Source organism: Paludisphaera soli, assembly GCF_011064595.1.
Classification (GTDB): Bacteria; Planctomycetota; Planctomycetia; order Isosphaerales; family Isosphaeraceae; genus Paludisphaera; species Paludisphaera soli.
The window spans coordinates 13,167-38,235 of sequence record NZ_JAALJI010000013.1; the positions used below are offsets into that span (position 1 = coordinate 13,167).

Here is a 25,069-nt window from a genome sequence, read left to right on the forward strand (position 1 = left end):
TCGCTCGGCCGCGACACTCGGTTGACGGTTTCCCGGTCGCCGTCCGCCTTGGCGGACCCAACCTGATCGTTTCAACGGATGCACGGACGCCGGTGATACAGGGTTAATTTAAGATACACAGAATGTAGCGGATGAGTAAGCAGGCCGGCTTGATCCCCGCCGCGACGGGGGGATGCGCGGTCGATGCCGATTCCGGAGCCGGGGGAGAATGCGAACCACGTTCCGGCGCGACGAAAACCGGCGGCGGGTTTGCCAGGCCGCTTCCGATCGGGGGATGTGGTCGCGTCGCACGGACCTCGCGTGTTACGATCCATGACCGGGTCGCTCCGGCCCACGAGACCAGTCTCCGTGCGAGGGACGGGTTCGACGACCGGGGGGAGCGTCCTCCGAGCGCTTCGTCATCATCGAGATTCATCCCCGCCGAAGTCCCGCGGGCGATGCGAGGTTCCGTCATGGGATGCACCAATCGTCAGGGTCGGCCATATGCTCTCGGCGGGGCGGCCGTGCTCGCCATCGCCTTCGCGACTGCGGGCTGTGGGGGCGGGGCCGGCGAGGGCCGTGGTGAAGCGGCGAAAGGGCCGCTCGCCCCGAACGTCAAGGCTCCCGCCGCGCAGGCGGCGAAGAAGCCGGCCCGCGAGGTCTCGTCGATCGCGGGCGACCGGGTGACGCTGGTCTCGTCCTCGACGAAGCTCTCCAAGCAGACCGAGTCGAGCCCCTTCCGCTTCGCCGAGGTCGCGAAGGAGTGGGGGGTCGACTTCGTCCATTTCTCCGGCATGGTCGAGGAGAAGCACTTCCCGACGGCCAACGGCTCGGGCGTGGCGATCTTCGATTTCGACGGCGATGGCCTACTGGACCTCTATTTCGCCACCCAGACCCTGCTTCCGCTGGGGACCGCCGAGAAGGGTCCCAACCGCCTGTTCAGGAACCTGGGAGGAGGCCACTTCGAGGACGCGACCGAACGCTCCGGCCTCGGTTTCCGGGGGTTCTGCCACGGCATCGTCGTCGGCGACCTGGACAACGACGGCGACCCCGACGTCTTCCTGTGCAACTACGGGTCGAACAGGCTCTATCGAAACCAGGGCGACGGCACGTTCGAGGACGTCAGTGCGGCTGCCGGCGTGGATCGGCCCTCGTGGTCCTCCGGCGGGGCGACCCTCGACTATGACAACGACGGCGACCTGGACATCTACGTCGCCAACTACGGCCGCTGGAACTATCCCGAGGATCACCAGCTCGTCGGCGACCTCGAGAAGAAGGTCTGGCTCTACGCCTCGCCTCGGACGATCGTGGGCGTCAAGCACATGCTCTACCGCAACAACGGCGACATGACCTTTACCGACGTCTACGACCAGGTCATCACCGTGGAGTCCGACGCGGCGCAGAAACCGAAGGCCGAGGGCCAGCCCCAGGCTGGCGAGGCGAAGCCAGTCGACGCCACGGACGGGTCGCGGAAGCCCAACCCCAGGACCGACGGCCACGGCTTCGGCGTGGTCGCCGCCGACCTGAACGACGACGGCCTGATCGACATCTACGTGGCCAACGACATGACCCCCAACTTCCTCTTCTTCAACCGGGGCGACGGCACCTTCGACGACGCCACCGAGCTGTCCGGCGCCGCGTTCGACTACAACGGCTCGGCCCAGTCGGGAATGGGCGTGGACGCCGAAGACGTCGACGGCGACGGCCTGCCGGAACTGCTCGTCACCAACTTCGCCCAGGAGTACGCGACGCTCTACCAGAACTTCGGCAACCGCGGGTTCTTCGACAACACCGCCTTCTTCGGCCTGGCGTCCGACACGATGCCGTTCGTGAAGTGGGGGACGGCCCTGGCTGACTTCGACAAGGACGGCTGGCCCGACCTCTTCATCAGCAACGGCCACGTCGACGACAACCGCCGCCTGCTCGGCCAGCCGATCGACTACGAGGAGCCGCCGCTCCTCTTCCGGAATATGGCCGGCAAGCGGTTCCGCCTCTCCACCAAGGACGTGGGCCCATACTTCGAGCAGGCGCACGTCGGCCGGGGGGCGGCCTTCGGGGACCTGGACGACGACGGCGATATCGACATCGTCGTCAACGAGAAGGACCGTCCCGCCGCGATCCTCCGCAACGACACCCCGACCGAGAACCACTGGGTCCGCCTGGCGCTGCAGGGGACGAAGAGCAACCGCGACGCGATCGGCTCGCTGGCGATCGTGAAGACCCCCCGGCGGACGATCTACCGCCAGCTCAAGGGGGGCGTCAGCATGGAATCCTCGAACGACCCGAGGCTGCTCATCGGGGTCGGAGCCGAGCCCATCGAGAAGCTGACGATCGTCTGGCCCTCCGGCATCGTCACCGAGATCGACAAGCCCGAACTCGACCGCGAGCACAAGATCGTCGAACCCGCCGACAAGGCCCCGACGATGCCCTACGGCCAGCCCCGCGTGAAGCGGAAGCCTCCCCAGCCCGCGACCGTCCCCGAGCCGAAGCCCGAGGCGAAGTGAGGCGGCCCATGGATTCGACGCCGTTCCTACGTCCGGTCTGCCTGGCCCTCGCCGCCCTCGCGATCATCGCCGGTGGGCTCGGCATGCTCGTGAGCCTGCTGGCCCTGAGCCTCCGAGGCCCGGCGGACGTCATCGCCGGGGCCTCGGGCTTCGTCGCCGGCGCGATCCTGGTCGGGTCCGGGCTCGTCTCCCTGACCATGCTCGCCACCCGGCCGCCGGCCACCACGACGAAAGCTTTTGGCGGCTCCGAGATCGACTGAGGAGGCGGCCCGCGCCATACCGGTCCCGAAAGGGGTGCCCGCTCAGGTCGTGTAATCCGCGTTGAGGTGGACGTACTCGGCGGTGAGGTCGCAGGTCCAGAAGCGGATGGAGGCCGGGCCCCGGGCGAAGAGCAGCCGCAGGTGGACGGCGCGGTTGGCGCGGAGGTCGGTCGAGAGGGTGGCGGCGTCGAAGTTCGTAGGCGTCCCTTGCTCGTAGACGCAGACGCCGTTGATCCAGAGCGAAAGCTGGGTCTCCTCGAACGGCACTCCGGCGTAACCCGCGGCCGAGACGATCCGGCCCCAGTTCGGGTCGGCCCCGTGGATGGCGGTCTTCACGAGCGGGCTGTCGGCCACGGCCCGCGCGAGGGTCCGCGCCTCCTCGCGGTCGGTGCAGCCCTCGACGTCGATCGTGATGAAGTGGGTCGAGCCTTCGCCGTCGGCCGCCATCTCCTGGGCGAGCGTCTGGCAGGCGTCGTGCAGCTCCCGGCCGAACGCCTTCAGGGAGTCGCCGCGTAGGGGCTCGTCCGAGGCCAGGCCCGAGGCCAGCAGCAGCACCGTGTCGTTCGTGCTGGTGTGGCCCTCGACAGAGAGGCAGTTGAAGCTCTCCTCGACGGCCTCGGACAACATCGCCTGGAGGTCCGCCGGAGCGATCCGGGCGTCGGTGGTCAGGAAGGCGAGCATCGTCGCCATCCGGGGGCCGATCATCGCCGCCCCCTTCGCCATGCCGAACAGCGAGGCACCGTCGACCGTGCGCGCGATCGTCTTGGTGCGGGTGTCGGTCGTGAGGATCGCCTGCGCGGCGGTCCGAAAGCTCTCCGGGTCGGTCGAGAGGCCGGGGGCGGCCGCGTTCAGGCCGGCTTCGAGCCGGTCCATCGGCAACTGGTGGCCGATCACGCCGGTCGAGGCGATCAGGACCTGGTTCGGCTCGCAGCCGACGAGCCCGGCCGCGACCTCGGCCGTGCGCCGGACGTTCGCCTCGCCCTGGGCCCCCGTCGCCGCGTTGGCGTTGCCCGCGTTGACGACCACAGCCCGCATCGAGTCGGACGGGATCAGGGGGCGGCACCATCGGACCGGGGCCGCGCAGACGCGGTTGGTCGTGAAGGTGCCGGCGGCGGAGCAGGGGACGTCGGCGACGAGCATCGCCAGGTCGAGCCCGCCGGAGGGCTTGATGCCGGCCTTCACCGCGGACGCGCGGAAGCCTTTGGGGACGAGGATCGGCGACGCTTCGCTCATGGACCTGGACCTCGAAACCGGCGGTTGACGACGGGGCGACCTCGCCCCGCGCCCCTCGAAAATACCGCCGAACCGGGGGGATGAACAGCCGTCCTCAAGACTCCTGAGTCGACGCGAAAGCCGGACGATTGGTTCGGACGTCCCGGCTGATTCGAGGTTGCCGGTTGTGGTGTCTGCGAAAACCTTCGCGGACTTCGGGGCGATTAGGTTACTGGCGTAACGGATGTAAGGAGTATGCATCCTGGGTAGAGAGGGCTATTGGGTTATTTAGATAAAGACCCTGAAGGGGGGGGCTGGGGCGAGACGAACAGTAAGGGTGGTTGGCGGCCCAGGGTCTCTGAGGCGGAGCCTCGGATCCGACGGTCGTATGAGCGCCGAAGTCAGTCGGGAGTGTACCGTGGAGCGTCCGATGTTGAGAAAACTACCGTGGCTCGCCCTGACGGTCCTAGGATTGGGACTCGGGGCCGCCACGCACCCGGCACAGGCTAGTTACGCTGGCGGGGCCTCGTTGAGGCACTGTCCCGTGCCCCAGGAATGCGGCGGGCACGTCGAGTACCAGCTCCAGCGTCAGACGGTCCTGCAGAACGTGCAGGAGACCGTCTATGAGACGCAGCAAATCCCCTGCGTCCGGACCGTGACCGAGACGGTGATGCAGCCGCGGACCATCCAGTCGGTCCGCAACGTCGTCGAGAACCACGTCCGCGACGAGTCTTACACGGTCAACCGCCCGGTCTACCGGACGGTCAACCAGACGGTGAATTACACCGTCCAGAAGCCGGTCACCCGGACCATCTGGAAGGACGTCGCCTACACGGTCAGCCGGCCGGTGAAGGAAACCCACTACGAGACGCGGACCTACACCGTCCAGCGTCCCGTGCGGGAGACCACGATGAAGACCACGTACTACAACGTCAACCGCCAGGTGCGCGAGACGTCGTTCAAGGACGTGACCTACACCGTCTGCCGCCCGGTCCAGGAGACCATCTTCAAGACCGTGAACGAGGTGATCTGCACCCCGGTCCAGGAGACGGCCTACAAGACCGTCTGCTACACGGTCCAGCGGCCGGTCCAGAAGACCTGCTACCGCACCGTGCCGTACACCGTCCAGGTGCCGGTGCAGTCGACGGTGATGCAGTCCCAGCCGTACACCGAGATGGTCCCCGTCAAGCAGACCGCCTACAAGCAGGTGGCCTACACGGTGTCCCGTCCGGTCCGCGAGACGATCATGAAGGAGTGCCGGTACACGGTCCAGGTCCCCGTCCAGCGGACGGAATACAAGACCTGCACCTACACGGTCTCCCGCCCGGTCCGCGAGACGGTCATGAAGGAATGCCGCTACACAGTCTGCCGGCCCGTCCAGACGACGTCCATGAAGACGGTCTCAAAGACGGTCTGCAACACCGTCACCGAGACGGTCATGAAGGACGTCTGCGAGACGGTCTGCGTCCCCAAGACGGTGGTCAAGCAGGTCTCCAAGACGGTCTGCGTGCCGGTCGTCCAGTCGTACTACGTCCCGGGCAAGACGGTCTGCGTCAACGGCTGCCTCGTCGAGACGCCGGGGACGTGGTGCCAGAAGACGGTCATGTGCCCCCAGACGGTCGTCGACAACGTCGAGTGCACCGTCTATGAGTCGCAGGCGGTCCGCAAGCAGGTCCCCGTGACGGTCTGCCGGACGGTCCCCACCGTGGTGACCGAGCATGTCCCGGTCGTCACCTGCCAGATGGTCTCGGAAGAGGTCGTCAAGCAGGTGCCGGTCACGGTCTGCCGCACCGTGCAGGAAGTGCAGTCGAAGCAGGTCCCGTACACGGTCTGCGAGTACGTCCCCCAAGAGGTCGTCAAGCAGGTGCCGGTCACGGTCTGCAAGACGGTCCAGGAGACCTGCACGAAGACCGTCCCCTACACGGTCTGCTCGATGGTCCCCCAGACCCGCACCCGCTGCGTCCCGGTCAGCGTCACCAAGATGTGCGCCAAGACCGAGTACCGTCAGGACCCCTATCAGGTCACGACGTACGTCGCCGAGAAGCAGACCCGGCAGGTGCCGTACACCTACACCCGCACGGTCCGCGAGACCCGCGCCAAGCAGGTGCCTTGCACGATCACGCGGATGGTCCCCCAGACCTGCGTGAAGCGCGTCCCGATCACGACCTGCCGCATCGTCACCGAGACCTGCTCCAAGCAGGTGCCCGTGACGACCTGCCGGATGGTCGCCGAGACCCGCTCCTGCCAGGTCCCCGTGACCACCTGCCGCACCGTGGTCGAGCAGCGCGTGAAGCAGGTCCCGCAGACCATCTGCGAGACCATCACCGAGCAGCGGACCAAGTGCGTGCCGGTGACCGTCTGCGAGATGCAGCAGGTCGCCTGCACCCGCCAGGTCCCCTACACGACCTGCCGCCAGGTGGTCGACACCAAGGTCGTGAACTGCCCGGTGACCGTCCAGCGCCAGGTGGCCGAGACCAAGACCGTCTGCGTGCCCCGCACCGTCTGCAAGCAGGTCCCGGTCGAGGTCTGCGTCCGGGTGCCCGTCCAGGTCGTCTGCGAGCCGGCCGTCCTGCCGTCGGCCCAGGTCGTCCCTTCGTCCCAGAGCGTGATCGCCTCGCCGCAGGCCACGAGCCTGCCGATGACCACCCTCCCGGCGTGCGACGCGTGCGACGCCAAGCACCCGTTCTTCGCCAAGAAGGCCCGGCACCTGTTCCGTTGAGCCCGATCCCGCGAGCGGTCGGACCGCTCGCGACAAGCCAGCCCCCCGTTTCAGGTCAGCCTTTCGGCGCTCCCTGAATCGGCGAACGCCCCCCGACGGGAAACCGTCGGGGGGCGTTTTCGCGTTGCCGTTCGGTTCAGCCCTCGGCAACCTCCAGGACGAGCTTCTCCAAGCCCGGCCGGAGGTGGGCGAAGGCCCGCGAGCGGTGGCTCAACTGGTGCTTCACCAGCGAGGACAGCTCGCCGAACGTCCGGTGATACTCCGGGATCAGGAACATCGGGTCGTATCCGAAGCCCCCCGGCCCGCGAAGCTCGCGGATGATCCGGCCTCGGACCGCCCCCTCGGCTTCGAGCCGGATGCGGCCCTCGGGGTCGGAGACGGCCAGGACGCAGCGGAAGGCGGCGCCCCGGCGGTCGTCGGAAACGGCGGCCAGGGCCTCCAGCAGCTTTCGGCAGTTGGCGTCGTCGTCGCAGGGCTCGCCCGCGTACCGCGCCGAGTAGACCCCCGGAGCGCCGTCGAGCGCGTCGACCGCCAGGCCGGAATCGTCGGCGAGGACCCAAGCCCCCAGCGCGAGCGCCGTCTCGGAAGCCTTCTTGCGGGCGTTGCCGGCGAACGTGTCGGCGTCCTCGACCACTTCGGGGACGTCCGGATAGGCCGCGATCGACTCGATCCGGAGGAGGTCCATCCAGGGCCGACGCTCCCACGGCGGCGTGATCAGCTCGGCCATCTCGCGGCATTTCTTGACGTTGCGGGAGCCGAGGACGAGATGGATCGGCGGCGAGGGGACGCTCATGGTGTCGATCGTCGTTCCGGGTTCGGGAGGCCGGGCCGGGGGGCCGCGAGCCGGCTTCGAAGCGCGAAGTCGCCGCCCCCCGGGGCGAGGGGCGACGACTCATTGTCTCCGGCGTTTCGGACGCCGTGAAGGGGCGCGACCGCCCGGGGCTCATTTCACCTCACTTCACGAAGTTCTGCTTGATCGGCGCCAGGTCGGTCAGCATCGAGGCGGGCGCGATCATCGTGTCGAGGGTCTTGGACCGGGACTTGCCGTCCATGAGGGGCACGGCGAGCTTCAACAGGGCGTCGCGCATGGCGCCGGCGCGGGGATCGTCGGGCGACTCGAACGAGCCGACGAAGACCTTGCTGGAGGTCCGGTCGTGGTAGACGAAGACGGGCTGGCCGAGCTGCGCCACGTCCTTGTCCTTGCGCATGACGTTGGCGATCTTCTCGGCGTCGCTCGCGGCTGTGCGGAGGGGACTCTTGAGCAGCGCCAGGCTCCCCTGGAAGTTCGAGTCCTTTTCGTCGAAGGTCGAGCGGCCGGAGAACTCGGCGATCTGAAGGCTGTAGCGGCCCGGGCAGTGGGCGATGCTCTGTTCGCCCGAGTTCATCTGGAGGATCAGCCGGTCCTTCTTGACCTGGTAGAGGTCCTGGGCGGCGACGTAGGGGTTCGTCGTCCGGATGGCGTTGCTGAGCCCCTTCCGCCAGTGGAAGATCGAGGAGACGTTCTCCAGGCAGCTGGGGTTGATCTTCTTGACCTTGTGGAGCAGGGCGGAGGCGGCCTTCTCGGTCTTCTCGTCGCCCACGAGCACGGCGGCCTGGTCGAGCGTCCGGATCTTCTCCGGCACGTTCACGTTGGCCTGGACGACCTGCGGGTCGGCCTGCGGGGGGATTCCGCGGATGTTGCTCCCCCCCGGCCTATCCTTGTTGCGCAGGATGTAGGCCGGCAGGTTGTACTCGCTCCGCAGCTCCTTCACGAGCGCCAGCGCCAGACGCTGCGAGTCGGGGCCCTGGAAGGTCTTGGCGAGGACCATGAACGGGCCGTTCTCCTTCGTGAGGAGGTAGGGCTCGATCGGGTCGTCGGGCAGGTCCATCGTCGGCGCGTGGAGCTGGTCGACGGGGGTCGGCTCGAAGGCCGCCGGCGCCGGGCCTTCGTCCGCCGCGGGGGCGTTCGAGCCGCCCCGGACCGGGAGGGACTGCGCCCAGGCGGGCCCGCCCGCCAGGGCTCCCAGGAGTGCCATCGTGGCAAGAGGCTTCTTCATGGACGATCCCCTTCCTTGTCGGATCATCGACGGCCGGCACGCGTCGAAGCCCGAGGGGGGCCGGCGCCCGGCGTTATTCCGAACTGGTTCCGAAGGTCGCCGCGCGGGGCGGGGGCCGATCGTCGGATCGAGCCGCCCACCGGCGGAACACGCGCGGGACTTTAGCAGAAGGTCGCAAAACCGCCCAGATCGATCGAAGGGGAAATCCCAGCCGGTCCGCCCCGCCGGGCGCCTCCCCGGGCGGGCAGGCTTTCCGCCCGTCGCCCGCCTCATCGCCCGGGCCGTCGGTCGTATGCCGAACCGCATGCAGCGAGGACGGGGGCCTCCCGCGGCGCTTCGCTACTTCACCCCGGCCCGCGTTTCGTCCGCCAGCCGACGGACGGCTTCGACGACGACGTCCTGGACGCGAGGCTCGAAGAAGCCGACCATGGCTCCCAGGTTCCGACTCCACGCCCAGAGGGTCACGCCGATCGCCTCGTGGCCCCCCTCGGCGACAACCTTCGCCGTCGGCAGATAGCCGAAGCAGTCGTTGTTGTAGCCGGAGATCCAGAGCCCGTCCGGTCCGAGGGCCTGTCGCAACAGCGTCGCGTATTCGGCGACCGGCTCGCCCGGCAGCGCCGCCAGCGTCAGGCTCTCGCCGAGCCGCCAGACCGCCACGGGCGCCGTGTAGCGGGTAGGCAGCCGCTCGCCGGCGTCCAGCACCGCGAGCATGTGGCGGGCCTGCCACGCCTGGAAGTTCGGGCGATCCCGATAGCCCTCGATCTGCTCGCGAGACAGGTGTTGCAGGGGCAGATCGATCTGCGCGTAGGCGACCTGGAGCGGTCCGACGACGGGGGCGAGCGGCCCGTCGAGCACCCGGCAGACCTCGCCGCCCAGCGCCTCGCCGTGACTCCGGGCCGCCTCGATCGTGCCGCGAGGCTCCGGATTGGCGTCGCCGCCGCAACCGGCCAGGAACAGGGCCGTCGCGCCAGGGTGCCGCTCCTCGACGACGCGTCGCGCGTAGCCGGGGTAGTCGGCGCTGATGACGTTCCGGGTGCCGGCGGCCACGGCATGGCAGGAGCAGCCGAAGGCCACGGCCAGGGGCTTCCCTTCCGGCGAGTCGACCCGCAGGACGGGGACCGCGTCGTCCACCGACGCGGCCGGGTTGGGCACCATGACGACCCCTCCCGACTTCGGGAGCCGGCGGCTGGTGGGGACCTTCGTGCGTCCGGCCGCCCAGGAGAGCTTCGCCGGTCGGAGTGAGGCGAGGGCGCGCTCCACCAGGTCGACGAGCTGATCCTGCAGCCGGCGGGTGTAGGCGATCGTCGCCTCGGCCTGCTCGGGGGTCATGTCCGGGTGGGCGACGTTGAGCTTCAGGTTCGGATCCAGGCTGACGACCGGCCCGGTGTGGGTGTGCGAGGCGTTGAAGATCAGCCGTTCGCGGCCCAGGCCCGTCCGCTCGGCGATCCGGCGCGTCACGGCGTCGGTAACGATGGCGGACTGGAACGCGACCAGGTCGGCCGCGACGAGCACGGCGCGGCGGCCCTGGGCGTCCTCCAGGGCCAGCGCGCGGGCCGACAGGTCGTCGGCGACCCCTTCGAACGGCCCCTTGCGGTCGGTGTAGCCGAGCAGGGTCAGGGGCCGCTCGGGCGTGATCACGACCGTGGCCGTCCCGGCCTTCCAGGACGGCGGCGGCTCCCCGTCCTCGAAGTCCCGAGTCGCCGAGACGCCGACGCCCAGCATGGAAAGCCCGATCACGATCGCTCGACGGACTCCGCTCATCATCAGCTCCTCGATTCCATCAGGGCGCCTTGAGCCTTCCGCGAAGAGCATGAAGGGATGCCGAGGTCGTCGAAGGTCGGCACGCCTGGGGATTTTCCGTCGGTCGGCGGATCAGGCGTCGCCGAGCGCCGCCTTCTGGGCCAGGGCGAGCTGGTCGATGCCGGCCTCGGCCATGTCGAGGAGCTGGTCGAGCTGCTTGCGAGAGTAGACGCCCCCCTCGCCGGTCCCCTGGACTTCCACCAGGCCGCCGGAGCCGAGGCGGACGACGTTGCAGTCGACCTCGGCCTTGGAGTCCTCGGAGTAGTCGAGGTCGACCATCGGCCGGCCGGCGACGATCCCGACGCTGACGGCCGCGATCGACTCCTTCAGCACCGCCGCGGCTTGCTCCGGGCCGAAGCGGTTGCGGAGACCCAACGCCACGGCGAGGTAGGCGCCGGTGATGGCGGCCGTCCGGGTGCCGCCGTCGGCGTTGACCACGTCGCAGTCGACGTGGATCGTCCAGGGGCCGAGGGCCTGGCGGTCGACGATCGCCCGCAGGCTGCGGCCGATCAGGCGCTGGATCTCGGTCGCCCGGCCGTCGGTGCGCCGCGAGATCCTCGTCGGCGTGCTGCCGGGGAGCATGGCGTACTCGGCCGTGAGCCAGCCCACCCCCTTGCCTTCGAGGAAGGGGGGGACCGAGTCGGCGAGCTGCGCGGTGACGAGGACGGTCGTCCCTCCGCAGGCGTAGAGGACGCTCCCGGCGCAGTTGGCGGCGAAGCCGGGGGTGATCCGCACGGGGCGGATCTCGTGGTCCTGTCGTCCGTCGCGGCGAGTCATGGCGATGCTCCTCAGCCCCGGAGCCGGTCGGCGGCCGAGCGGTCGCCCACCAGCCATTCCAGCAGGGCCATCTGGAAGTACATGCGGTTGGCGGCCTGCTGGAAGACCCGGCTGCGGGGGCCGTCGAGCACCCCGGAGGCCACCTCCTCGCCGCGGTGGGCGGGGAGGCAGTGGAGGAACACGGCGTCAGGCTTCGCCAGCGACATCAGCTCTTCGTCGACCTGGAACGGCGAGAAGATCTCCCGGCGCTGGTCGGCCTCGTGCTCCTGGCCCATGCTGGCCCAGACGTCGGTGTAGACGGCGTCGGACCCCTCGGCGGCGTCGCGTGGGTCGTTGGAGACCCGCAGGCAGGATCCGGGAAACCGCGACGCGAAGGCGGCGGTGAAGGCTTCGGGGTACTCGTACCCCTCGGGGCAGGCCAGGACGAACTCGACGCCCAGCAGGGCGGACGCCTCGGCGAGCGACATGGCGACGTTGTTGCCGTCCCCCACGAAGCCGAGCTTGAGGCCCTCCAGGCGGCCCTTCAGCTCGAACAGCGTGAGCATGTCGGCCATGGCCTGGCAGGGGTGAGCGTCGTCGGAGAGGGCGTTGACGACCGGCACCGTGGCGTACTCGGCCAGCTCCTCGAGCATGGAGTGGGCGAAGGTCCGCACCGCCAGGGCGTCGACGTACTGGCTGATGACCCGGGCGAAGTCGGCGACGCTCTCGCGCACGCCCATGCCCACGTCCTTGCCCCGGAGGAAGATCGAGCTTCCTCCCAGCCGCGTGAACGCGGCCTCGAAGCTGACGCGGGTGCGAAGCGACGGCTTCTCGAAGACCAGCCCGAGCGTCTTGCCGAGCAGGGGGGGGGTGCGGCCCGGCTCGGGCGGCCCTTCCTTCAAGGCGACGGCGCGGTCGAGCAGGGTGCGGGCGCGGTCGGCGTCGATCCCCCGGAGGTCGAGGAAGTGTCGAGGTCCGGGACGGCCGTCGACCTGGGACGGTCGGGCGGCCGCGACCCCCTGGGGGGCGGGCGCGGCCGCGACCTTGGCCCCGCGGCGATTCTTGGAGCTTTTCAGATCACTGCCTCCCGCAAGACGTCGGCCAGGATCGCGCAACCCTGGTCGATCTGTTCGTCGCTGATGGTCAGGGCCGGCAGCAGCCGGACGACGTGGCCGTGGGTCGCGTTGATCAGGAGCCGGCGATCGAGGCAGCGGGCCACCACGTCTGAGGCGTCGAACGTGAGGTCCAGGCCGATCATCACGCCCTGGATCCGGATCTCCCGGATCTTCTCCGGCAGCTCGCCCTGGAGCGCCTGGAACTGGCCCCGGAATCGTTCGCCGATCGCCAGGCCGCGCTCCAGAAGCCCCTCGTCGTCGATCGTCTCGACGGTCGCCAGCCCGGCTCGGCAGGCGATCGGGTTGCCTCCGAAGGTCGAGGCGTGCATGCCGGGCTTGAGGACCGCCGCCACCTCGGGCTTGGCGATCATCACCCCGGCCGCGATCCCCCCCGCCAGGGCCTTGGCGCAGGTGAGCACGTCCGGCACGACGTCCGAATGCTGGTAGGCGAACCAGGTCCCCGTCCGGCCCATGCCGGTCTGGACCTCGTCGAGGATCAGCAACGCCCCGTGGCGGTCGCAGAGCTTGCGGAGGCCCGGCAGGAAGCCGGCCGAGGGGATCCGGACGCCCCCCTCGCCCTGGATCGGCTCCAGCATCACGGCCGCGGTCTCGTCGTCGATCGCGGCGGCGACCGCCTCTAGGTCGTCGTACTTGGTGTAGACGAAGCCCGGCAACATCGGCCCCAGTCCTTCGTGGTACTTGGGCTGGGCGGTGGCGGTCAGCGCGGCGAAGGTCCGGCCGTGGAAGCCCCCCTCCATCGTCAGGATCTTGGACTTGCCTCGGGAGTGGCCGTAGGCGCGGGCCAGCTTGATGGCCGCCTCGTTGGCCTCGGCCCCGCTGTTGCAGAAGAAGCACTGGCCGCCGAAGCTGCGCCCGGAGAGCGCGCGGGCGAACTCCCCCTGGGCCTCCATGTACCACGTATTCGGAACGTGGATCAGCCGGCCGACCTGATCGCGCACGGCCTCGACCACCCTGGGCGGGCAGTGGCCGAGGAGGTTGCAACCCCAGCCGGGGAAGAAGTCCAGATAGCGACGGCCTTCCGCGTCCCAGATCCAGGAGTTCTCGCCGCGGACGAGCGAGACCGGGTAGCGTCGATAGTTCGGCACGACGTAGCGGTCGAACTCGGCGATGGTCTCCTGCGAGGTCGGGTGCGTGGAGTGTGCGTGTGCCAAGGGCGGGGGCTCCGGGAGGGGCGCGACCGATCGGGGACGCGTCCCGCCAGCTTCGTGCGGCGTCAGGACGTCGAGGGGGTCGATTCGGGGACGGGGCCGGGTCCGTTCAGCGGACCAGGACGGGGCGGCGGCCCGGGGGCGAGGCCCGGTCGGTGTGCTCGTCGCGGGCGATCTCGGTCCCCACGCCGCTCTCGGTGAAGATCTCGAGCAGCAGGGAGTGCCGGAGCCGGCCGTCGATGATGTGCGTCTTGCGGACGCCCGCCTCCAGGCTGGTCAGGCAGGCCTCGACCTTGGGGATCATCCCCTTGTCGATCACCCCCTCACGGATCAGCTCGCGGCACTCGTCCGGGTTCAGACCGCGGATGAGGCTGGAGGGTTCGTCGCGGTCGCGGAGGATGCCGGGGGTGTCGGTCAGGAAGACGAGCTTGTCGGCGTGGAGGGCCTGGGCGACGGCGGCGGCGGCCGTATCGGCGTTGACGTTCAGGAGCATCGCCTCGTCGTCGTCGTCCTCGGCCAGCGAGGGGAGCACGGGGACCACGCCGGCCAGGCAGAGGTTCTCGATGGGGGTGGCGTCGACCTCGACGACCTCGCCGACCCGGCCCAGGTCGGCCGCCTCGCCGTCGTCGCCGGGCATCGCCAGGCGGCGGCCGTAGAGGCACTGGTGGGTCTTGTGGTGCAGGCCCGACGCCCGGCCGCCGAACTTGTTGATGTGCCGCACGATGTCGGCGTTGATCTCCTCGGCGAGCACCCGGGCGACGATCTCGAGCGTCGCGTCGTCGGTGTAGCGGCGGCCCTTGACCCAGCGCGGGGTGAGGCCGGCCTTCTCCATCGCCACGGTGATGGCCTTGCCGCCGCCGTGGACCACCACGGGCCGCATCCCCACCGTCTGCATGAACACCACGTCGACCAGGAGCGCCCGCAGGGAATCCGGATCCTCCATGACCGAGCCGCCGACCTTGATGACCGTGAACCGCCCGTGGAATTTCCGCATGTATCCCAGGGCCGCGATCAGGACGTCGGCTTTTTGGATCGCCTCTTCATACACGGCTCGGCACCTCGACCCCGTTTGAAAACCGCGTGCGCCGCGAGCAAACCGCCATTCTGCCCGACCGCACTTCAAATGTAAAGGGCGATCGAGGTCCGGCGAATTCCTCGCTAAGCTTCGAACCGCCCGCCCTTTGCGATCGATCCGAAGCTCGCGGATCGGTAAGGGTTTCCGACGGCGGCGGATCATTCCCAAGGCGAAAAGCCGGTGTAGAATGGAACATTCGGCGAATGATTCCGACCTGGTCTTCTTGGCGGGAAGCCCTGCAGGCTTGACTGCGTGGAGTGTGAGGCGATGGCGCGGACTGCGACCTTGACGTTCAATGACCGGTCGATTCAGCTTCCGGTCGTGGAAGGTTCCGAGGGCGAGCTGGGGCTGGATATTGCGAAGCTCCGGTCCGAGACCGGCCTGATCACCCTCGACCCCGGGTATGGCAACACCGGCGCCTGCACCAGCGCGATCACCTTCATCGACGGCGAGAAGGGGGTGCTCCGCTACCGCGGCATTCCCATCGAGCAGCTCGCCAAGGAATCGACGTTCGTCGAAGTCGCCTGGCTCTTGATCTTCGGCCGGCTCCCCCGGCAGGCCGAACTCGACGACTTCCGCGAGCGGCTGATCCGCAACGCCCCGCTCCACGAGGCCTTCAAGCACCACTTCGAAGGCTTCCTGGTCGACGCGCCGCCGATGGCGATCCTCTCGGCGATGGTCAACACGATCGCCTGCTTCCCCCGCAAGGGCGCGGAAGACGAGAGCCCCGAGGAGCGGTTCCTCGAGGACGCCTCCCAGCTCATCAGCAAGGTACGCACCATCGCCGCCTACTCCTACAGGCGGGCGATGGGCCTCCCCTTCGTCTACCCCGACTTCAAGCTGCCGTACGTCGCGAACTTCCTGCACATGATGTTCTCGATGCCCTACGAGCAGCACATCGCCGCGCCCGAGGTGGTGGAGGCGTTCAACCTCATCCTGCTGCTGCACGCCGACCACGAGCAGAACTGCAGCACCTCGACAGTCCGGATCGTCGGCTCCAGCCAGGCGAACATCTACGCCTCGTGCGCCGCGGCCGTCGGCGCCCTGTGGGGGCCGCTCCACGGCGGGGCCAACATGGCCGTCCTGGAGATGCTCGAGAAGATCCACAAGGGGGGCATCAGCGCCGCCGAGGCCATCAAGATGGCCAAGGACCCCAACGACGACTTCCGGCTGATGGGCTTCGGCCACCGGGTCTACAAGAACTTCGACCCCCGCGCCAAAATCCTCAAGCAGGCGGCCGACAAGGTCCTCGGCCAGCTCGGCGTCAAGGACCCGCTGCTCGACGTCGCCCGCCAGCTCGAAGAGATGGCCCTCGAAGACCCGTACTTCGTCGAGCGCAAGCTCTACCCGAACGTCGACTTCTACAGCGGCATCATCATGCGGGCGATCGGCATCCCCACCAACATGTTCACGGTGATCTTCGCCATCGGCCGCATGCCCGGCTGGATCGCCCAGTGGAAGGAACAGCACGACGAGCCCAAGGCTCGCATCGCCCGCCCTCGCCAGATCTACACCGGCCCCACGGTGACCGACTACGTGCCCGTCGGCAAGCGCGGCTGACCACCGCCGTCGCACGGCCCGAAGGGCCGGCACGTCGTGTGCTCCCGGAGTCCGGCGGATTCTTCACCCCGGCTCCGGAGGACATGACATGGCTATCTCGGGCCTCGACCCGACGCAGAAGGCCTGGTCGTTGATCGACGAGTTCAAGAAGTTCGCCTTCAAGGGGAACGTAATCGACCTGGCGGTCGGCGTGATCATCGGCGGGGCCTTCGGCAAGATCGTGGACTCGCTGGTGAAGAGCCTCATCATGCCCCTGCTCAGCGTCGTCCTGCCGTCCCAGCAGAGATATCAGGACTGGGCCTGGACCCTTCGCGGCCAGCAGGTCCCCTACGGCCAATTCCTCGCTGAGGTCGTCAACTTCCTGATCGTGGCCGCGGCCCTCTTCTTCTTCGTCGTCAAGTTCCTGGGCTGGCTGACGAAGACTCGCAAGGATGAAGAGGCCAGGCCGCCGGCGCCGAGCCGGGAGGAGGCCCTCCTGGCCGAGATCCGCGATCTCCTCAGGGCGCAGGGCGAGGTAGGGCCCGGGGCACGTCCTTGAACCGGGACGACTCGTAACGCCTGATCCCCTCGGGCGTCTCGCGGGTGAAGACGCCGGCGGCGCCGGGGATGGAGTCGATCAGCTCCAGCCCCTTCTCGGGGCCGAGCATGTAGGCCGCGGTCTCCAGGACGTCGGCGGCCTCGCCGTCCGGTGCCACGACGGTGACGCTCGCCCGATCCTCGATCGCCCGGCCGGTCCTGGGGTTGATGATGTGGGAATAGCGGCGGCCGTCGATGGCGACGAACCGCTCCGCGTCGCCCGAGGTCGAGACGGCCGCGTCCTTGAGCGAGAGGTAGATCTCGGGCTCGGTCTTCGACGGTTCGAGGGTCGCCACGCCGATCGTCCACCCTTCGGCGTCCGGCGGCGGGCCCGAGACCACGATGTCCCCCGCGCCGGCGACGAGCGCCCGGTCGACGCCCCGCGCGCGGAGGACGTCGATCGCCGCCTGCGCGGCGTAGCCCTTCGCCGTGCCGCCGACGTCCAGCTTCATGCCGGGCCTCGTCAACCGGACGGTCCGCGCCTTCGGGTCCAGGACGAGCTTGTCCATGCCGACGAGCGCCAGCGCCTCCTCGAGCTTCTCGGCGTCGGGGAGCTTGCGATCGCGGCGGGCGCGCCGCCAGAGCCGGCCGACCGGGGCGATGGTCGGATCGAGCCATCCTCCGGTCTTGTCGTACCAATATCTGGATTTCTCCAGGACGTCGAACAGGTCGGGCCCCACCGCGACCGGGGGGCCCCCGGCGGCGGCCGAGAGCCGGGAAAGCTCGCTCTCGGGGTCGTAGTCGCTGAGGACCGCGTCGAGCGCGGCGATCCGATCGAAGGCGGCCCGGGAGGCGCGTCTGGCTTCGGTTTCGCCGGTGGAGTATAAGAGTATCTTGAACGAGCTTCCCATGTGCGTCTCGACGAATTCGAAACGCGCGAGCTCGCCCGCCGAAACCGAACCGACGAGTGTCGACACCAAGAACCAAGCGCTCAGGCGAACGCTCATGGGTGATGGAGCCACGGTACCTCCCCTGACGATCCTCATTCGCCGTCCGAGCGCGCGTCTCGGTCGGAACTCGACCTGCTGGAGCATATCAAAAGTGAGCCGCTCGACGCATGCCCCGACCCGCGCCGTCGCCCTGGCCCTGGCCCTCGCCCTGGGATGTTCGGCGCGACCGGCCGCGGCCCAGGCGCCCGCCCCGAAGACCGAAGCGGAGATGAAGCCCTACACGCAGGAGATCCCCGGGACCGAGGTGAAGTTCGACCTGGTCCCGATCCCCGGCGGCCAGTTCGTGATGGGCAGCCCCGAGGACGAGGCCGACCGCGGCGAGGACGAAGGGCCGCAGCACCCCGTCTCGATCGCCCCGTTCTGGATGGGGACCCACGAGGTCACCTGGGACGAGTACGACCTCTTCTGCTTCTCGCTCGACCTCAAGAAGAAGGCCCGCGACGGCGTCGACCTGAAGAACCAGGCCGAGACCGAGATGAAGGCCGACGCCGTGACCCGGCCCACGCCCCCCTACGCCGACATGACCTTCGGATACGGCCACCGCAACCAGCCGGCCATCTGCATCACCCACCACTCGGCCATGGAATACTGCCGTTGGCTCTCCGAGAAGACCGGCCAGCTCTACCGCCTGCCGACCGAGGCCGAGTGGGAGTACGCCTGCCGAGCCGGCACGAAGACGCCGTACTTCTTCGGCGACGACCCGGAGAAGCTCGAGGAATACGCCTGGTACGTCGAGAACGCCGAGAAGCCCATGCCGATCGGCAAGAAGAAGCCCAACCCCTGGGGCCTGTTCGACATCCACGGCAACGTGGCCGAGTGGTGCCTGGACCACTACGAGCCCGACTTCTACAAGCAGTTCGCCGGCGACAAGCCGACCCCGGGGCCGTTCAACGCCCCCACCGCCAAGGAGTATTCGTACGTGGTCCGCGGCGGCTCGTGGGACGACGACGCGGACAAGCTTCGCAGCGCCGCGCGTCGGGGCTCGGACCTTGAATGGAGCGTCCAGGACCCGCAGCGGCCGCAGAGCATCTGGTGGCACACCGACGCGACGTTCGTCGGCTTCCGGATCGTCCGCCCGCTGGCCGAGCAAGAGTCCCTCAAAGGCATGAAGTCCCTCGTGGTCAAGGGGAAGGGGACGCGCTGAGCCCCGCCTTGCGGCCCCGATCGGATCCGCAGTGAGCCTCGCACGGAAACGTCCCCTGTCCGGGGCGGCGACGTGCCCCCCGGCCGCGTGAGGCCGGGAGCGTCCCGCCTTCCCCTTTCCCGGGAGTCGCCGAGTCATGACCGATCCCAGTCGTCGCACGTTCCTGAAGACCTCCTCCGCGGCCGCCGCCGGCCTCGGCTTCCTGAGCAACGCCAACGCCCACGCCCGCGGCAACGACGTCATCAAGGTCGGCGTCGTCGGCTGCGGCGGCCGCGGCACCGGCGCGGCGGACAACATCTGCGAGGCCGCCGGCACCACCTACAACATCAAGATCCACGCCCTCGGCGACGTCTTCGAGGACAACCTCAAGAACTGCCGCGAGAGCGTCAAGAACAGCCCGGCCTCGAAGGACAAGTACGACGTCGCCGACGACCGCTGCTTCACCGGCCTCGACGCCTACAAGCAGGTCATCGAGTGCTGCGACCTGGTCATCCTGGCCACGCCCCCGGGCTTCCGCCCCCAGCACATCGAGGCCGTCGTCAAGGCCGGCAAGCACCTCTTCGCCGAGAAGCCCGTCGCGGTCGACGGCACCGGCATCCGCAAGGTCATGGCCGCCGCCGAGGAGGCCAAGGCCAAGAAGCTGGCCGTCGTCGTCGGCACCCAGCGCCGGCACCAGCCCGGCTACCTGGAAAGCCTGAAGCGGATCCACGAGGGCGCCATCGGCGAGGTGACGGGGGGCCAGGTCTACTGGAACCAGGGCGCGATCTGGGCCCGCAAGCGCCAGGAGTCCTGGACCGACGTCGAGTACCAGCTCCGCAACTGGTACCACTACCTCTGGCTCTGCGGCGACCACATCGTCGAGCAGCACGTCCACAACCTGGACGTGGCCAACTGGGCCATCGGCGCCCACCCCGTCCGCGCCGTCGGCATGGGGGGCCGCCAGATGGAGGCCGGCCCCGAGCTGGGCCAGAGCTACGACCACTTCGCCGTCGACTACGAGTACCCGAACGAGGTGCACGTCATGTCGATGTGCCGCCAGATACCCGACTGCGAGAACAACGTCTCCGAGACGATCGTCGGCAGCAAGGGCCGGTTCCACAGCAACGGCTACCGGTTCACCGGCGAGAAGAAGGAGCGGGTTCGCGTGCAGGACGGCAACGCCTACGTCCACGAGCACACCCACCTGCTGGAGAGCATCGTCGCCGGCCAGCCGCTCAACGAGCTGAAGCAGGTCGCCGAGAGCACGCTGACGGCGATCATGGGTCGGATGTCGGCCTACACCGGCAAGGCCGTGACCTGGGAGCAGGCCCTCGAGTCCAAGCTCGACACCTTCCCCCAGTCGCTCGACCTGAAGGGGAGCCTCGCCGAGCCCCCGTTCCCCCGCCCCGGCACGACCGAGCTGATCTGAACCACGCCGGGCGGCTCCCGCCGCCCCGGCCCGATCGACGACCCGACCGCCGAGGGGGGCGGGAGGCCGCGAGGACTTCCTCCCGGCGTCCCGCCCCCTCGCCGCATCCGGCCGGCCCTCCCACCCCGACGACCCACCCCAGCAGAGGACGCACCATGACGCGGAATCGACTCGTCGGCCTCGCGGCCGGCCTGCTCGCGGCGACGCTCGCCGCCTCCACCCCGGCCTCGGCCGCCGACCCGGCCAAGATCGTCCTGATCGCCGGCCGGCCCAGCCACGGGCCCGGCGACCATGAGTTCAACGCCGGCTGCAAGCTGCTCGCCAAGTGCCTCGCCCAGGTCCCGGGCGTCCAGCCCGTCGTCGTCGCCGGCGGCTGGCCCGAGGACGAGTCCGTCTTCGACGGCGCGAAGGCCCTCATCTTCTACATGGACGGCGGCTCCGGCCATCCGGCCATCCAGGGCGACCACGCGGAGAAGCTCCAGAAGCTCGCCGACAAGGGCGTCGGCCTGGGCTTCATGCACTACGGCGTCGAGGTCCCCAAGGGCGAGCCGGGCGCGAAGTTCCAGGACTGGATCGGCGGCTACTACGAGACCTACTTCTCGACCAACCCCCACTGGACCGCCGCCATCGAAAGCCTCCCCGACCACCCGATCACCCGGGGCGTGAAGCCTTTCGCCGTGAAGGACGAGTGGTACTATAACATCCGCTTTCGCCCTGAGATGAAGGGGATCACCCCGATCCTCGTCGCCAAGCCCGACGACGCGACCCGCGACACCTCGCACAGCTCGCCCCCCGGCCCCTACAAGCACATCCAGGAGGCCAAGGGCCGTCCCGAGGTCCTCGCCTGGGTCGTCGAGCGGCCCGACGGCGGCCGGGGCTACGGCTTCACCGGCGGCCATGCGCACGCCAACTGGGGCGACCCGGACTTCCGCAGGCTCAACCTCAACGCCATCCTCTGGACCGCCGGCCTCGACGTCCCCGCCGAAGGCGTGGCCTCCGAGGTCTCCCCCGAGGAGCTGAAGCAGAACCTCGACCCCAAGAAGTGACCCGCGTCTCGATCCCGGAATTCTCAACAGGGGAGGGATCCGCCCCTCCCCGACACCCAAGAATCGCCCGTCGCCGAGATTGGGTTCGTTCGCGCGGGCCGAAAACGAACCCGATCGACGTAAAGATATTGGTGTCATGGGGTTATCGGTCATTTTTGGGTCAGATGATTGGGTTCGTTCGGCGCGCTTCATGGATGTTCCGCGGGCACGGGAGCTGCAGGGTGGATCGCATGACCAGGGGGGGATGAAGCTCGCGATCGAACGTCGCGCGGCATCCCCCAGGATGAGAATGGTCCCAGTTCGAGGAGAGCGGAGAAGATCCCGTCGACGACTTTGACAGATGATGCAGCGATCCTCTTCGTTGCCAGCCCCTTCCCCCCTCGCTTGGGAAGGTCGCCCGCAGGGCCGGAGGTGGGGCCAGCTGGAGGGCCGTCGGAGTCACGACGGGACAATCCTCGCTTCGCCGGTTCGGTCGCGGTTCGGTCCGATCTCCGAATCGACCAGCTACCGCCTCTCCCGGGTCGCATCGGCGAGGAAGGACATCGTTCCGATGCAGCTCTTGCTGCGGCAAAGGCCCTGGCACCCAGGAAAGTGGATCGTTCGCGGAGGTCCCTCGTGAACGACGCTCCTGAATCCATCGATGGAGCGAAGGTCGTGCTGTTCGCGTTGATCGACCAACGGTGCCGGCACACCGGCAACTGCCGCCAGGAGGTGGCGGGCGTCGCCCAGGGACCGGCGGCCGGGCTCGCGATCTGCCAATACGGGGAGGAAGCGGGCTGCTATCTGCTTGGGTGCGACGCCGCCTGGCACTGCGTCACAGACACATGGCATCGCACGGTCGACGAGGCCATAAGTCAGGCCGAGTTCGAATACGAAGGCGTCAGGGAAGCCTGGAGGCGCAACGCCTGACGGCGCGATCGAGAAAGCCTCGGCCACCTCTCGGCAGCGCGATGTCGTTCCCCGGGGAGCTCGCCTCGGGTGCCGGGCGCAAGGGATTCATTCGCCGCGAGACGCCTTGATTTCCCCCCGGGGATCTTCGAACCTGGAGGCTCCGGCGGCGTCCCGGGCCTGACCTCTCTCGGGGCGCGGGCGCCTGTCATTCATCACCTCGGCCCATCAGGGAAGGAACATCGGCGTGATCCAACCGTCAGCATTCCGTTACGCGCTGGCCCTCGCGCTCGTCGCCGCCCCCGCGGCCCGAGGCGACGACCCGGCCCCCGCGCCAGCCTCGACACGATCGGGCGTCGACCCATCCGGCTTCGACAAGTCGGTCCGGCCCCAGGACGACTTCTTCCGCTATGTGAACGGCGGCTGGATGCAGAAGACCGAGATCCCCGCCGACAAGTCGCGCTGGGGGACCTTCGACCAGCTCATCGACGAGAGCGACGCGGCCATCCGCGCCATCATCGAAGAAGCCGGGAAGTCCGACGCGCCCGAGGGCTCCGAGGCCCGCAAGGTCGGCGACCTGTACAAGAGCTTCCTGGACGAGGCCCGCGTCGACGAGCTGGGCCTGAAGCCCCTGGCCGACGACCTCGCCAGGGTCGACGCCCTGGCCGACAAGAAGGCCCTCGTCGCGCTGCTGGGCTCGCTCCAGCGTCAGGGTGCGGCCGGCGGCCTCTTCGGCGCGGGGGTCGGCGTGGACGCGAAGAAGTCGGACCAGTACGTCGTCTACATGGGGCAGGGGGGGATCAGCCTCCCGGACGAGTCGTACTATCGCGAGGAGAAGTACAAGGAGATCCGCGACCAGTTCGTCGCCCACGTCGAGAAGATGCTGACGCTCGCCGGGATCGAGGACGCCAAGGCGAAGGCCGCCCGCGTCCTGGAGCTGGAGACGGCCGTCGCCAAGCACCACTGGGACCGCGTCAAGCGCCGGGACCGCACGCTCACCTACAACAAGAAGACCCTCGCCGAGGTCGAGAAGCTCGCCCCCGCGATCGACTGGAAGACCTGGCTGGAGAATCTTGGCGCGCCCAAGATCGACGAGGTCGTGGTCGCCCAGCCCGACTTCTTCGAGGCCGCGTCCAAGCTCGTCGACGAGGTCCCGCTCGACGACTGGAAGACCTGGGTCCGCTGGCGGCTGATCCACGACGCGGCGGAGTACCTGAGCAAGCCGTTCGTCGACGAGGACTTCGCGTTCTTCGGCCGCACCCTCTCGGGGACGCCGGAGCTTCGCCCCCGTTGGAAGCGCGGCGTGGCTTTGGTCTCGGGCGCGATGGGCGAGGCGGTCGGCAAGCTCTACGTCGAGCGGCACTTCCCGCCCGACGCCAAGACCCGCATGAAGGTGCTGGTGGACAACCTGACCGCCGCCTACCGCGCGAACATCTCCGACCTGGACTGGATGAGCCCCGAGACCCGGGCGAAGGCCCTGGACAAGCTCGCCAAGTTCACGCCCAAGATCGGCTACCCGGACAAGTGGCGCGACTACTCCAAGCTGGAGATCAAGGCCGACGACCTGCTGGGGAACGTGCGCCGCGCCGACGCCTTCGAGAACGACCGCGAGTTCGCCAAGCTCGGCGGGCCGATCGACCGGGACGAGTGGGGGATGACCCCGCACACGGTCAACGCCTACTACAACTCGACGCTCAACGAGATCGTCTTCCCCGCCGCCATCCTCCAGCCGCCGTTCTTCGACCTCCAGGCCGACGACGCGGTGAATTACGGGGCCATCGGCGCGGTGATCGGTCACGAGATCGGCCACGGCTTCGACGACCAGGGGTCGAAGTCCGACGGCGACGGCAACCTCGTCAACTGGTGGACCGACGCCGACCGCAAGGAGTTCGAGGCCCGCGCCAAGAAGCTGATCGAGCAGTACGACGGCTTCGAACCGCTCCAGCTCCCCGGCCAGAAAGTGAACGGCGCGCTCACGATCGGCGAGAACATCGGCGACCTCGGCGGCCTCACGATCGCCTACAAGGCTTACAAGCGATCGTTGGGGGGCAAGGAGGCGCCGGTGATCGACGGCCTGACGGGCGACCAGCGGTTCTTCCTCGGCTGGGCGCAGGCCTGGCGCGGCAAGATCCGCGACGCCGAGCTGTCGCGGCGGCTGGCCGTCGACCCGCATTCGCCGTCCGAGTTCCGCTGCAATGGCGTGCTCCGGAACCTCCCCGAGTTCTACGAGGCCTTCGGCGTCAAGGAAGGGGACAAGCTCTGGCTCCCCGAGGTCGAGCGCGTCCGCATCTGGTGATCGACCGCGGGGGCGGGCGGCCCGCGCCGCCCGCCCCCGGTCGCGGGGACATCGACGCATGAAAGCGACGCTCGCCCGATACCTCGTCGCCGGGATCGTCCTCGCGTCCTCGGCGCGGGCCGAGGAACCGCCGAAGGACAAGCCCGCCGAGTCGGCCCTGACCATCGACAAGCCTGTCGTGTGTCGCACGATCGGAGGCTTCGAGGATTACGAGAAACTCCCCAACGCGTCGCAGACGAGCGACGAGAAGCTCCTGGTGTACTACCGGCCTCGCGGCTATGAGGTCGCCCCGAAGGGGGACCGCTTCGCCGCCCGATTCACGCAGGACGGCCAGGTCCGGGCGAAGGGGAAGAAGAAGGTGTTGCTCCGCAAGGCGAAGCTTCTCGATTACGAGGCCGTCGCCGACCGACCCCCGCGCGAGGTGTATCTGCAGAATACGTTCTCCCTCAAGGGCCTCCCCCCGGGCGAGTACGAGTACGACGTGATCCTGCGGGACGAGAACGCCAGGACCTCGGCCACCGCGACGGTCGAATTCCGCGTCGTCCCGGCTCGCCTCCCTAAGGCCGAGGATTGAAC

20 protein-coding genes are annotated in these 25,069 nt (G+C 68.7%); 11 read left to right on the top strand and 9 right to left on the bottom strand.

Translation table 11 applies throughout. The annotated features are described in order from the left end of the window. The first annotated feature begins 452 nt into the window (after window positions 1-452). Together G6O68_RS16975 and G6O68_RS16980 are read left to right on the top strand one after the other, a co-directional pair. Window positions 453-2,483, top strand: coding sequence for a CRTAC1 family protein (locus G6O68_RS16975; RefSeq protein ID WP_165249826.1), 2,031 nt, complete (start codon window positions 453-455; stop codon window positions 2,481-2,483). Between the two features lie 8 nt (window positions 2,484-2,491). After that, the gene (locus tag G6O68_RS16980) at window positions 2,492-2,743 is read left to right on the top strand and encodes a hypothetical protein (RefSeq protein WP_165249827.1); all 252 of its coding nucleotides are present in this window, start codon (window positions 2,492-2,494) and stop codon (window positions 2,741-2,743) included. A 42-nt stretch (window positions 2,744-2,785) separates the two neighbouring features. Here the strand turns inward: G6O68_RS16980 and argJ are convergent, their stop codons facing one another. Next, window positions 2,786-3,976, bottom strand: a complete 1,191-nt coding sequence (argJ, locus tag G6O68_RS16985; protein ID WP_165249828.1) for a bifunctional glutamate N-acetyltransferase/amino-acid acetyltransferase ArgJ — start codon at window positions 3,974-3,976, stop codon at window positions 2,786-2,788. Window positions 3,977-4,499: 523 nt separating this feature from the next. On the opposite strand from argJ, the gene G6O68_RS16990 reads away from it, so the two are divergent. Continuing rightward, window positions 4,500-6,674: a hypothetical protein gene (locus G6O68_RS16990; protein WP_240911353.1), complete on the top strand. Its 2,175-nt coding sequence runs from the start codon at window positions 4,500-4,502 to the stop codon at window positions 6,672-6,674. 136 nt (window positions 6,675-6,810) lie between these two features. On the opposite strand, the gene rdgB is transcribed toward G6O68_RS16990, so the two are convergent. The 7 genes from rdgB to argB all read right to left on the bottom strand — a co-directional run bounded on the left by rdgB (window position 6,811) and on the right by argB (window position 14,544). Beyond that, on the bottom strand, window positions 6,811-7,467 hold the full coding sequence (gene rdgB / locus G6O68_RS16995) for an RdgB/HAM1 family non-canonical purine NTP pyrophosphatase (RefSeq protein ID WP_165249829.1): 657 nt from the start codon (window positions 7,465-7,467) through the stop codon (window positions 6,811-6,813). Window positions 7,468-7,627: 160 nt separating this feature from the next. Then, on the bottom strand, window positions 7,628-8,710 hold the full coding sequence (locus G6O68_RS17000; protein ID WP_165249830.1) for a hypothetical protein: 1,083 nt from the start codon (window positions 8,708-8,710) through the stop codon (window positions 7,628-7,630). Window positions 8,711-9,049: 339 nt separating this feature from the next. Beyond that, a complete protein-coding gene (locus tag G6O68_RS17005) occupies window positions 9,050-10,474 on the bottom strand; it encodes a neutral/alkaline non-lysosomal ceramidase N-terminal domain-containing protein (protein WP_165249831.1) in 1,425 nt (474 codons plus the stop codon). Between the two features lie 108 nt (window positions 10,475-10,582). Further along, entirely contained in the window at window positions 10,583-11,287 is a 705-nt protein-coding gene (gene rph / locus G6O68_RS17010) for a ribonuclease PH (RefSeq protein WP_165249832.1), read from the bottom strand. Window positions 11,288-11,298: 11 nt separating this feature from the next. Beyond that, window positions 11,299-12,381, bottom strand: a complete 1,083-nt coding sequence (gene argF / locus G6O68_RS17015) for an ornithine carbamoyltransferase (RefSeq protein ID WP_240911355.1) — start codon at window positions 12,379-12,381, stop codon at window positions 11,299-11,301. Next, a complete protein-coding gene (locus G6O68_RS17020; protein ID WP_165249833.1) occupies window positions 12,339-13,553 on the bottom strand; it encodes an aspartate aminotransferase family protein in 1,215 nt (404 codons plus the stop codon). Before G6O68_RS17020 ends, argF begins: the two co-directional genes overlap by 43 nt. 106 nt (window positions 13,554-13,659) lie before the next feature. Continuing rightward, window positions 13,660-14,544: an acetylglutamate kinase gene (gene argB / locus G6O68_RS17025; protein ID WP_165249958.1), complete on the bottom strand. Its 885-nt coding sequence runs from the start codon at window positions 14,542-14,544 to the stop codon at window positions 13,660-13,662. 348 nt (window positions 14,545-14,892) lie between these two features. On the opposite strand from argB, the gene G6O68_RS17030 reads away from it, so the two are divergent. Both G6O68_RS17030 and mscL read left to right on the top strand, forming a co-directional pair. Continuing rightward, on the top strand, window positions 14,893-16,185 hold the full coding sequence (locus G6O68_RS17030; protein ID WP_165249834.1) for a citrate synthase: 1,293 nt from the start codon (window positions 14,893-14,895) through the stop codon (window positions 16,183-16,185). Between the two features lie 88 nt (window positions 16,186-16,273). After that, on the top strand, window positions 16,274-16,723 hold the full coding sequence (mscL, locus tag G6O68_RS17035; protein ID WP_206108117.1) for a large conductance mechanosensitive channel protein MscL: 450 nt from the start codon (window positions 16,274-16,276) through the stop codon (window positions 16,721-16,723). On the opposite strand, the gene G6O68_RS17040 is transcribed toward mscL, so the two are convergent. Next, window positions 16,683-17,612: an FAD:protein FMN transferase gene (locus tag G6O68_RS17040; protein WP_240911359.1), complete on the bottom strand. Its 930-nt coding sequence runs from the start codon at window positions 17,610-17,612 to the stop codon at window positions 16,683-16,685. The genes mscL and G6O68_RS17040 overlap by 41 nt on opposite strands. Window positions 17,613-17,802: 190 nt before the next feature. Between G6O68_RS17040 and G6O68_RS17045 the strand changes: the two genes are divergently transcribed. From G6O68_RS17045 to G6O68_RS17070, 6 genes are all read left to right on the top strand, one after another. Next, window positions 17,803-18,855 (top strand): formylglycine-generating enzyme family protein, encoded by a 1,053-nt coding sequence (locus tag G6O68_RS17045; protein WP_240911361.1) that lies wholly within the window; start codon window positions 17,803-17,805, stop codon window positions 18,853-18,855. A gap of 136 nt (window positions 18,856-18,991) precedes the next feature. Next, entirely contained in the window at window positions 18,992-20,263 is a 1,272-nt protein-coding gene (locus tag G6O68_RS17050; RefSeq protein WP_165249837.1) for a Gfo/Idh/MocA family oxidoreductase, read from the top strand. A 155-nt stretch (window positions 20,264-20,418) separates the two neighbouring features. Further along, on the top strand, window positions 20,419-21,309 hold the full coding sequence (locus G6O68_RS17055) for a ThuA domain-containing protein (protein WP_165249838.1): 891 nt from the start codon (window positions 20,419-20,421) through the stop codon (window positions 21,307-21,309). 615 nt (window positions 21,310-21,924) lie between these two features. Next, the gene (locus tag G6O68_RS17060) at window positions 21,925-22,218 is read left to right on the top strand and encodes a hypothetical protein (protein ID WP_165249839.1); all 294 of its coding nucleotides are present in this window, start codon (window positions 21,925-21,927) and stop codon (window positions 22,216-22,218) included. Between the two features lie 256 nt (window positions 22,219-22,474). Next, the gene (locus tag G6O68_RS17065; RefSeq protein WP_165249960.1) at window positions 22,475-24,493 is read left to right on the top strand and encodes a M13 family metallopeptidase; all 2,019 of its coding nucleotides are present in this window, start codon (window positions 22,475-22,477) and stop codon (window positions 24,491-24,493) included. A 58-nt stretch (window positions 24,494-24,551) separates the two neighbouring features. After that, window positions 24,552-25,067 (top strand): hypothetical protein, encoded by a 516-nt coding sequence (locus G6O68_RS17070; RefSeq protein ID WP_165249840.1) that lies wholly within the window; start codon window positions 24,552-24,554, stop codon window positions 25,065-25,067. Window positions 25,068-25,069 lie beyond the last annotated feature (2 nt).

What these genes read in the sequence shown, in the direction of transcription:
- G6O68_RS17070 (WP_165249840.1), top strand. Translation starts at nt 24,552, where the DNA reads ATGAAAGCGACGCTCGCCCGATACCTCGTCGCCGGGATCGTCCTCGCG.
- G6O68_RS17000 (WP_165249830.1), bottom strand. Translation starts at nt 8,710, where the DNA reads ATGAAGAAGCCTCTTGCCACGATGGCACTCCTGGGAGCCCTGGCGGGC.
- G6O68_RS16975 (WP_165249826.1), top strand. Translation starts at nt 453, where the DNA reads ATGGGATGCACCAATCGTCAGGGTCGGCCATATGCTCTCGGCGGGGCG.
- rdgB (WP_165249829.1), bottom strand. Translation starts at nt 7,467, where the DNA reads ATGAGCGTCCCCTCGCCGCCGATCCATCTCGTCCTCGGCTCCCGCAAC.
- G6O68_RS17055 (WP_165249838.1), top strand. Translation starts at nt 20,419, where the DNA reads ATGACGCGGAATCGACTCGTCGGCCTCGCGGCCGGCCTGCTCGCGGCG.
- G6O68_RS17040 (WP_240911359.1), bottom strand. Translation starts at nt 17,612, where the DNA reads ATGGGAAGCTCGTTCAAGATACTCTTATACTCCACCGGCGAAACCGAA.
- G6O68_RS17050 (WP_165249837.1), top strand. Translation starts at nt 18,992, where the DNA reads ATGACCGATCCCAGTCGTCGCACGTTCCTGAAGACCTCCTCCGCGGCC.
- mscL (WP_206108117.1), top strand. Translation starts at nt 16,274, where the DNA reads ATGGCTATCTCGGGCCTCGACCCGACGCAGAAGGCCTGGTCGTTGATC.
- rph (WP_165249832.1), bottom strand. Translation starts at nt 11,287, where the DNA reads ATGACTCGCCGCGACGGACGACAGGACCACGAGATCCGCCCCGTGCGG.
- argB (WP_165249958.1), bottom strand. Translation starts at nt 14,544, where the DNA reads ATGCGGAAATTCCACGGGCGGTTCACGGTCATCAAGGTCGGCGGCTCG.
- argJ (WP_165249828.1), bottom strand. Translation starts at nt 3,976, where the DNA reads ATGAGCGAAGCGTCGCCGATCCTCGTCCCCAAAGGCTTCCGCGCGTCC.
- G6O68_RS17030 (WP_165249834.1), top strand. Translation starts at nt 14,893, where the DNA reads ATGGCGCGGACTGCGACCTTGACGTTCAATGACCGGTCGATTCAGCTT.
- G6O68_RS17005 (WP_165249831.1), bottom strand. Translation starts at nt 10,474, where the DNA reads ATGATGAGCGGAGTCCGTCGAGCGATCGTGATCGGGCTTTCCATGCTG.
- G6O68_RS16980 (WP_165249827.1), top strand. Translation starts at nt 2,492, where the DNA reads ATGGATTCGACGCCGTTCCTACGTCCGGTCTGCCTGGCCCTCGCCGCC.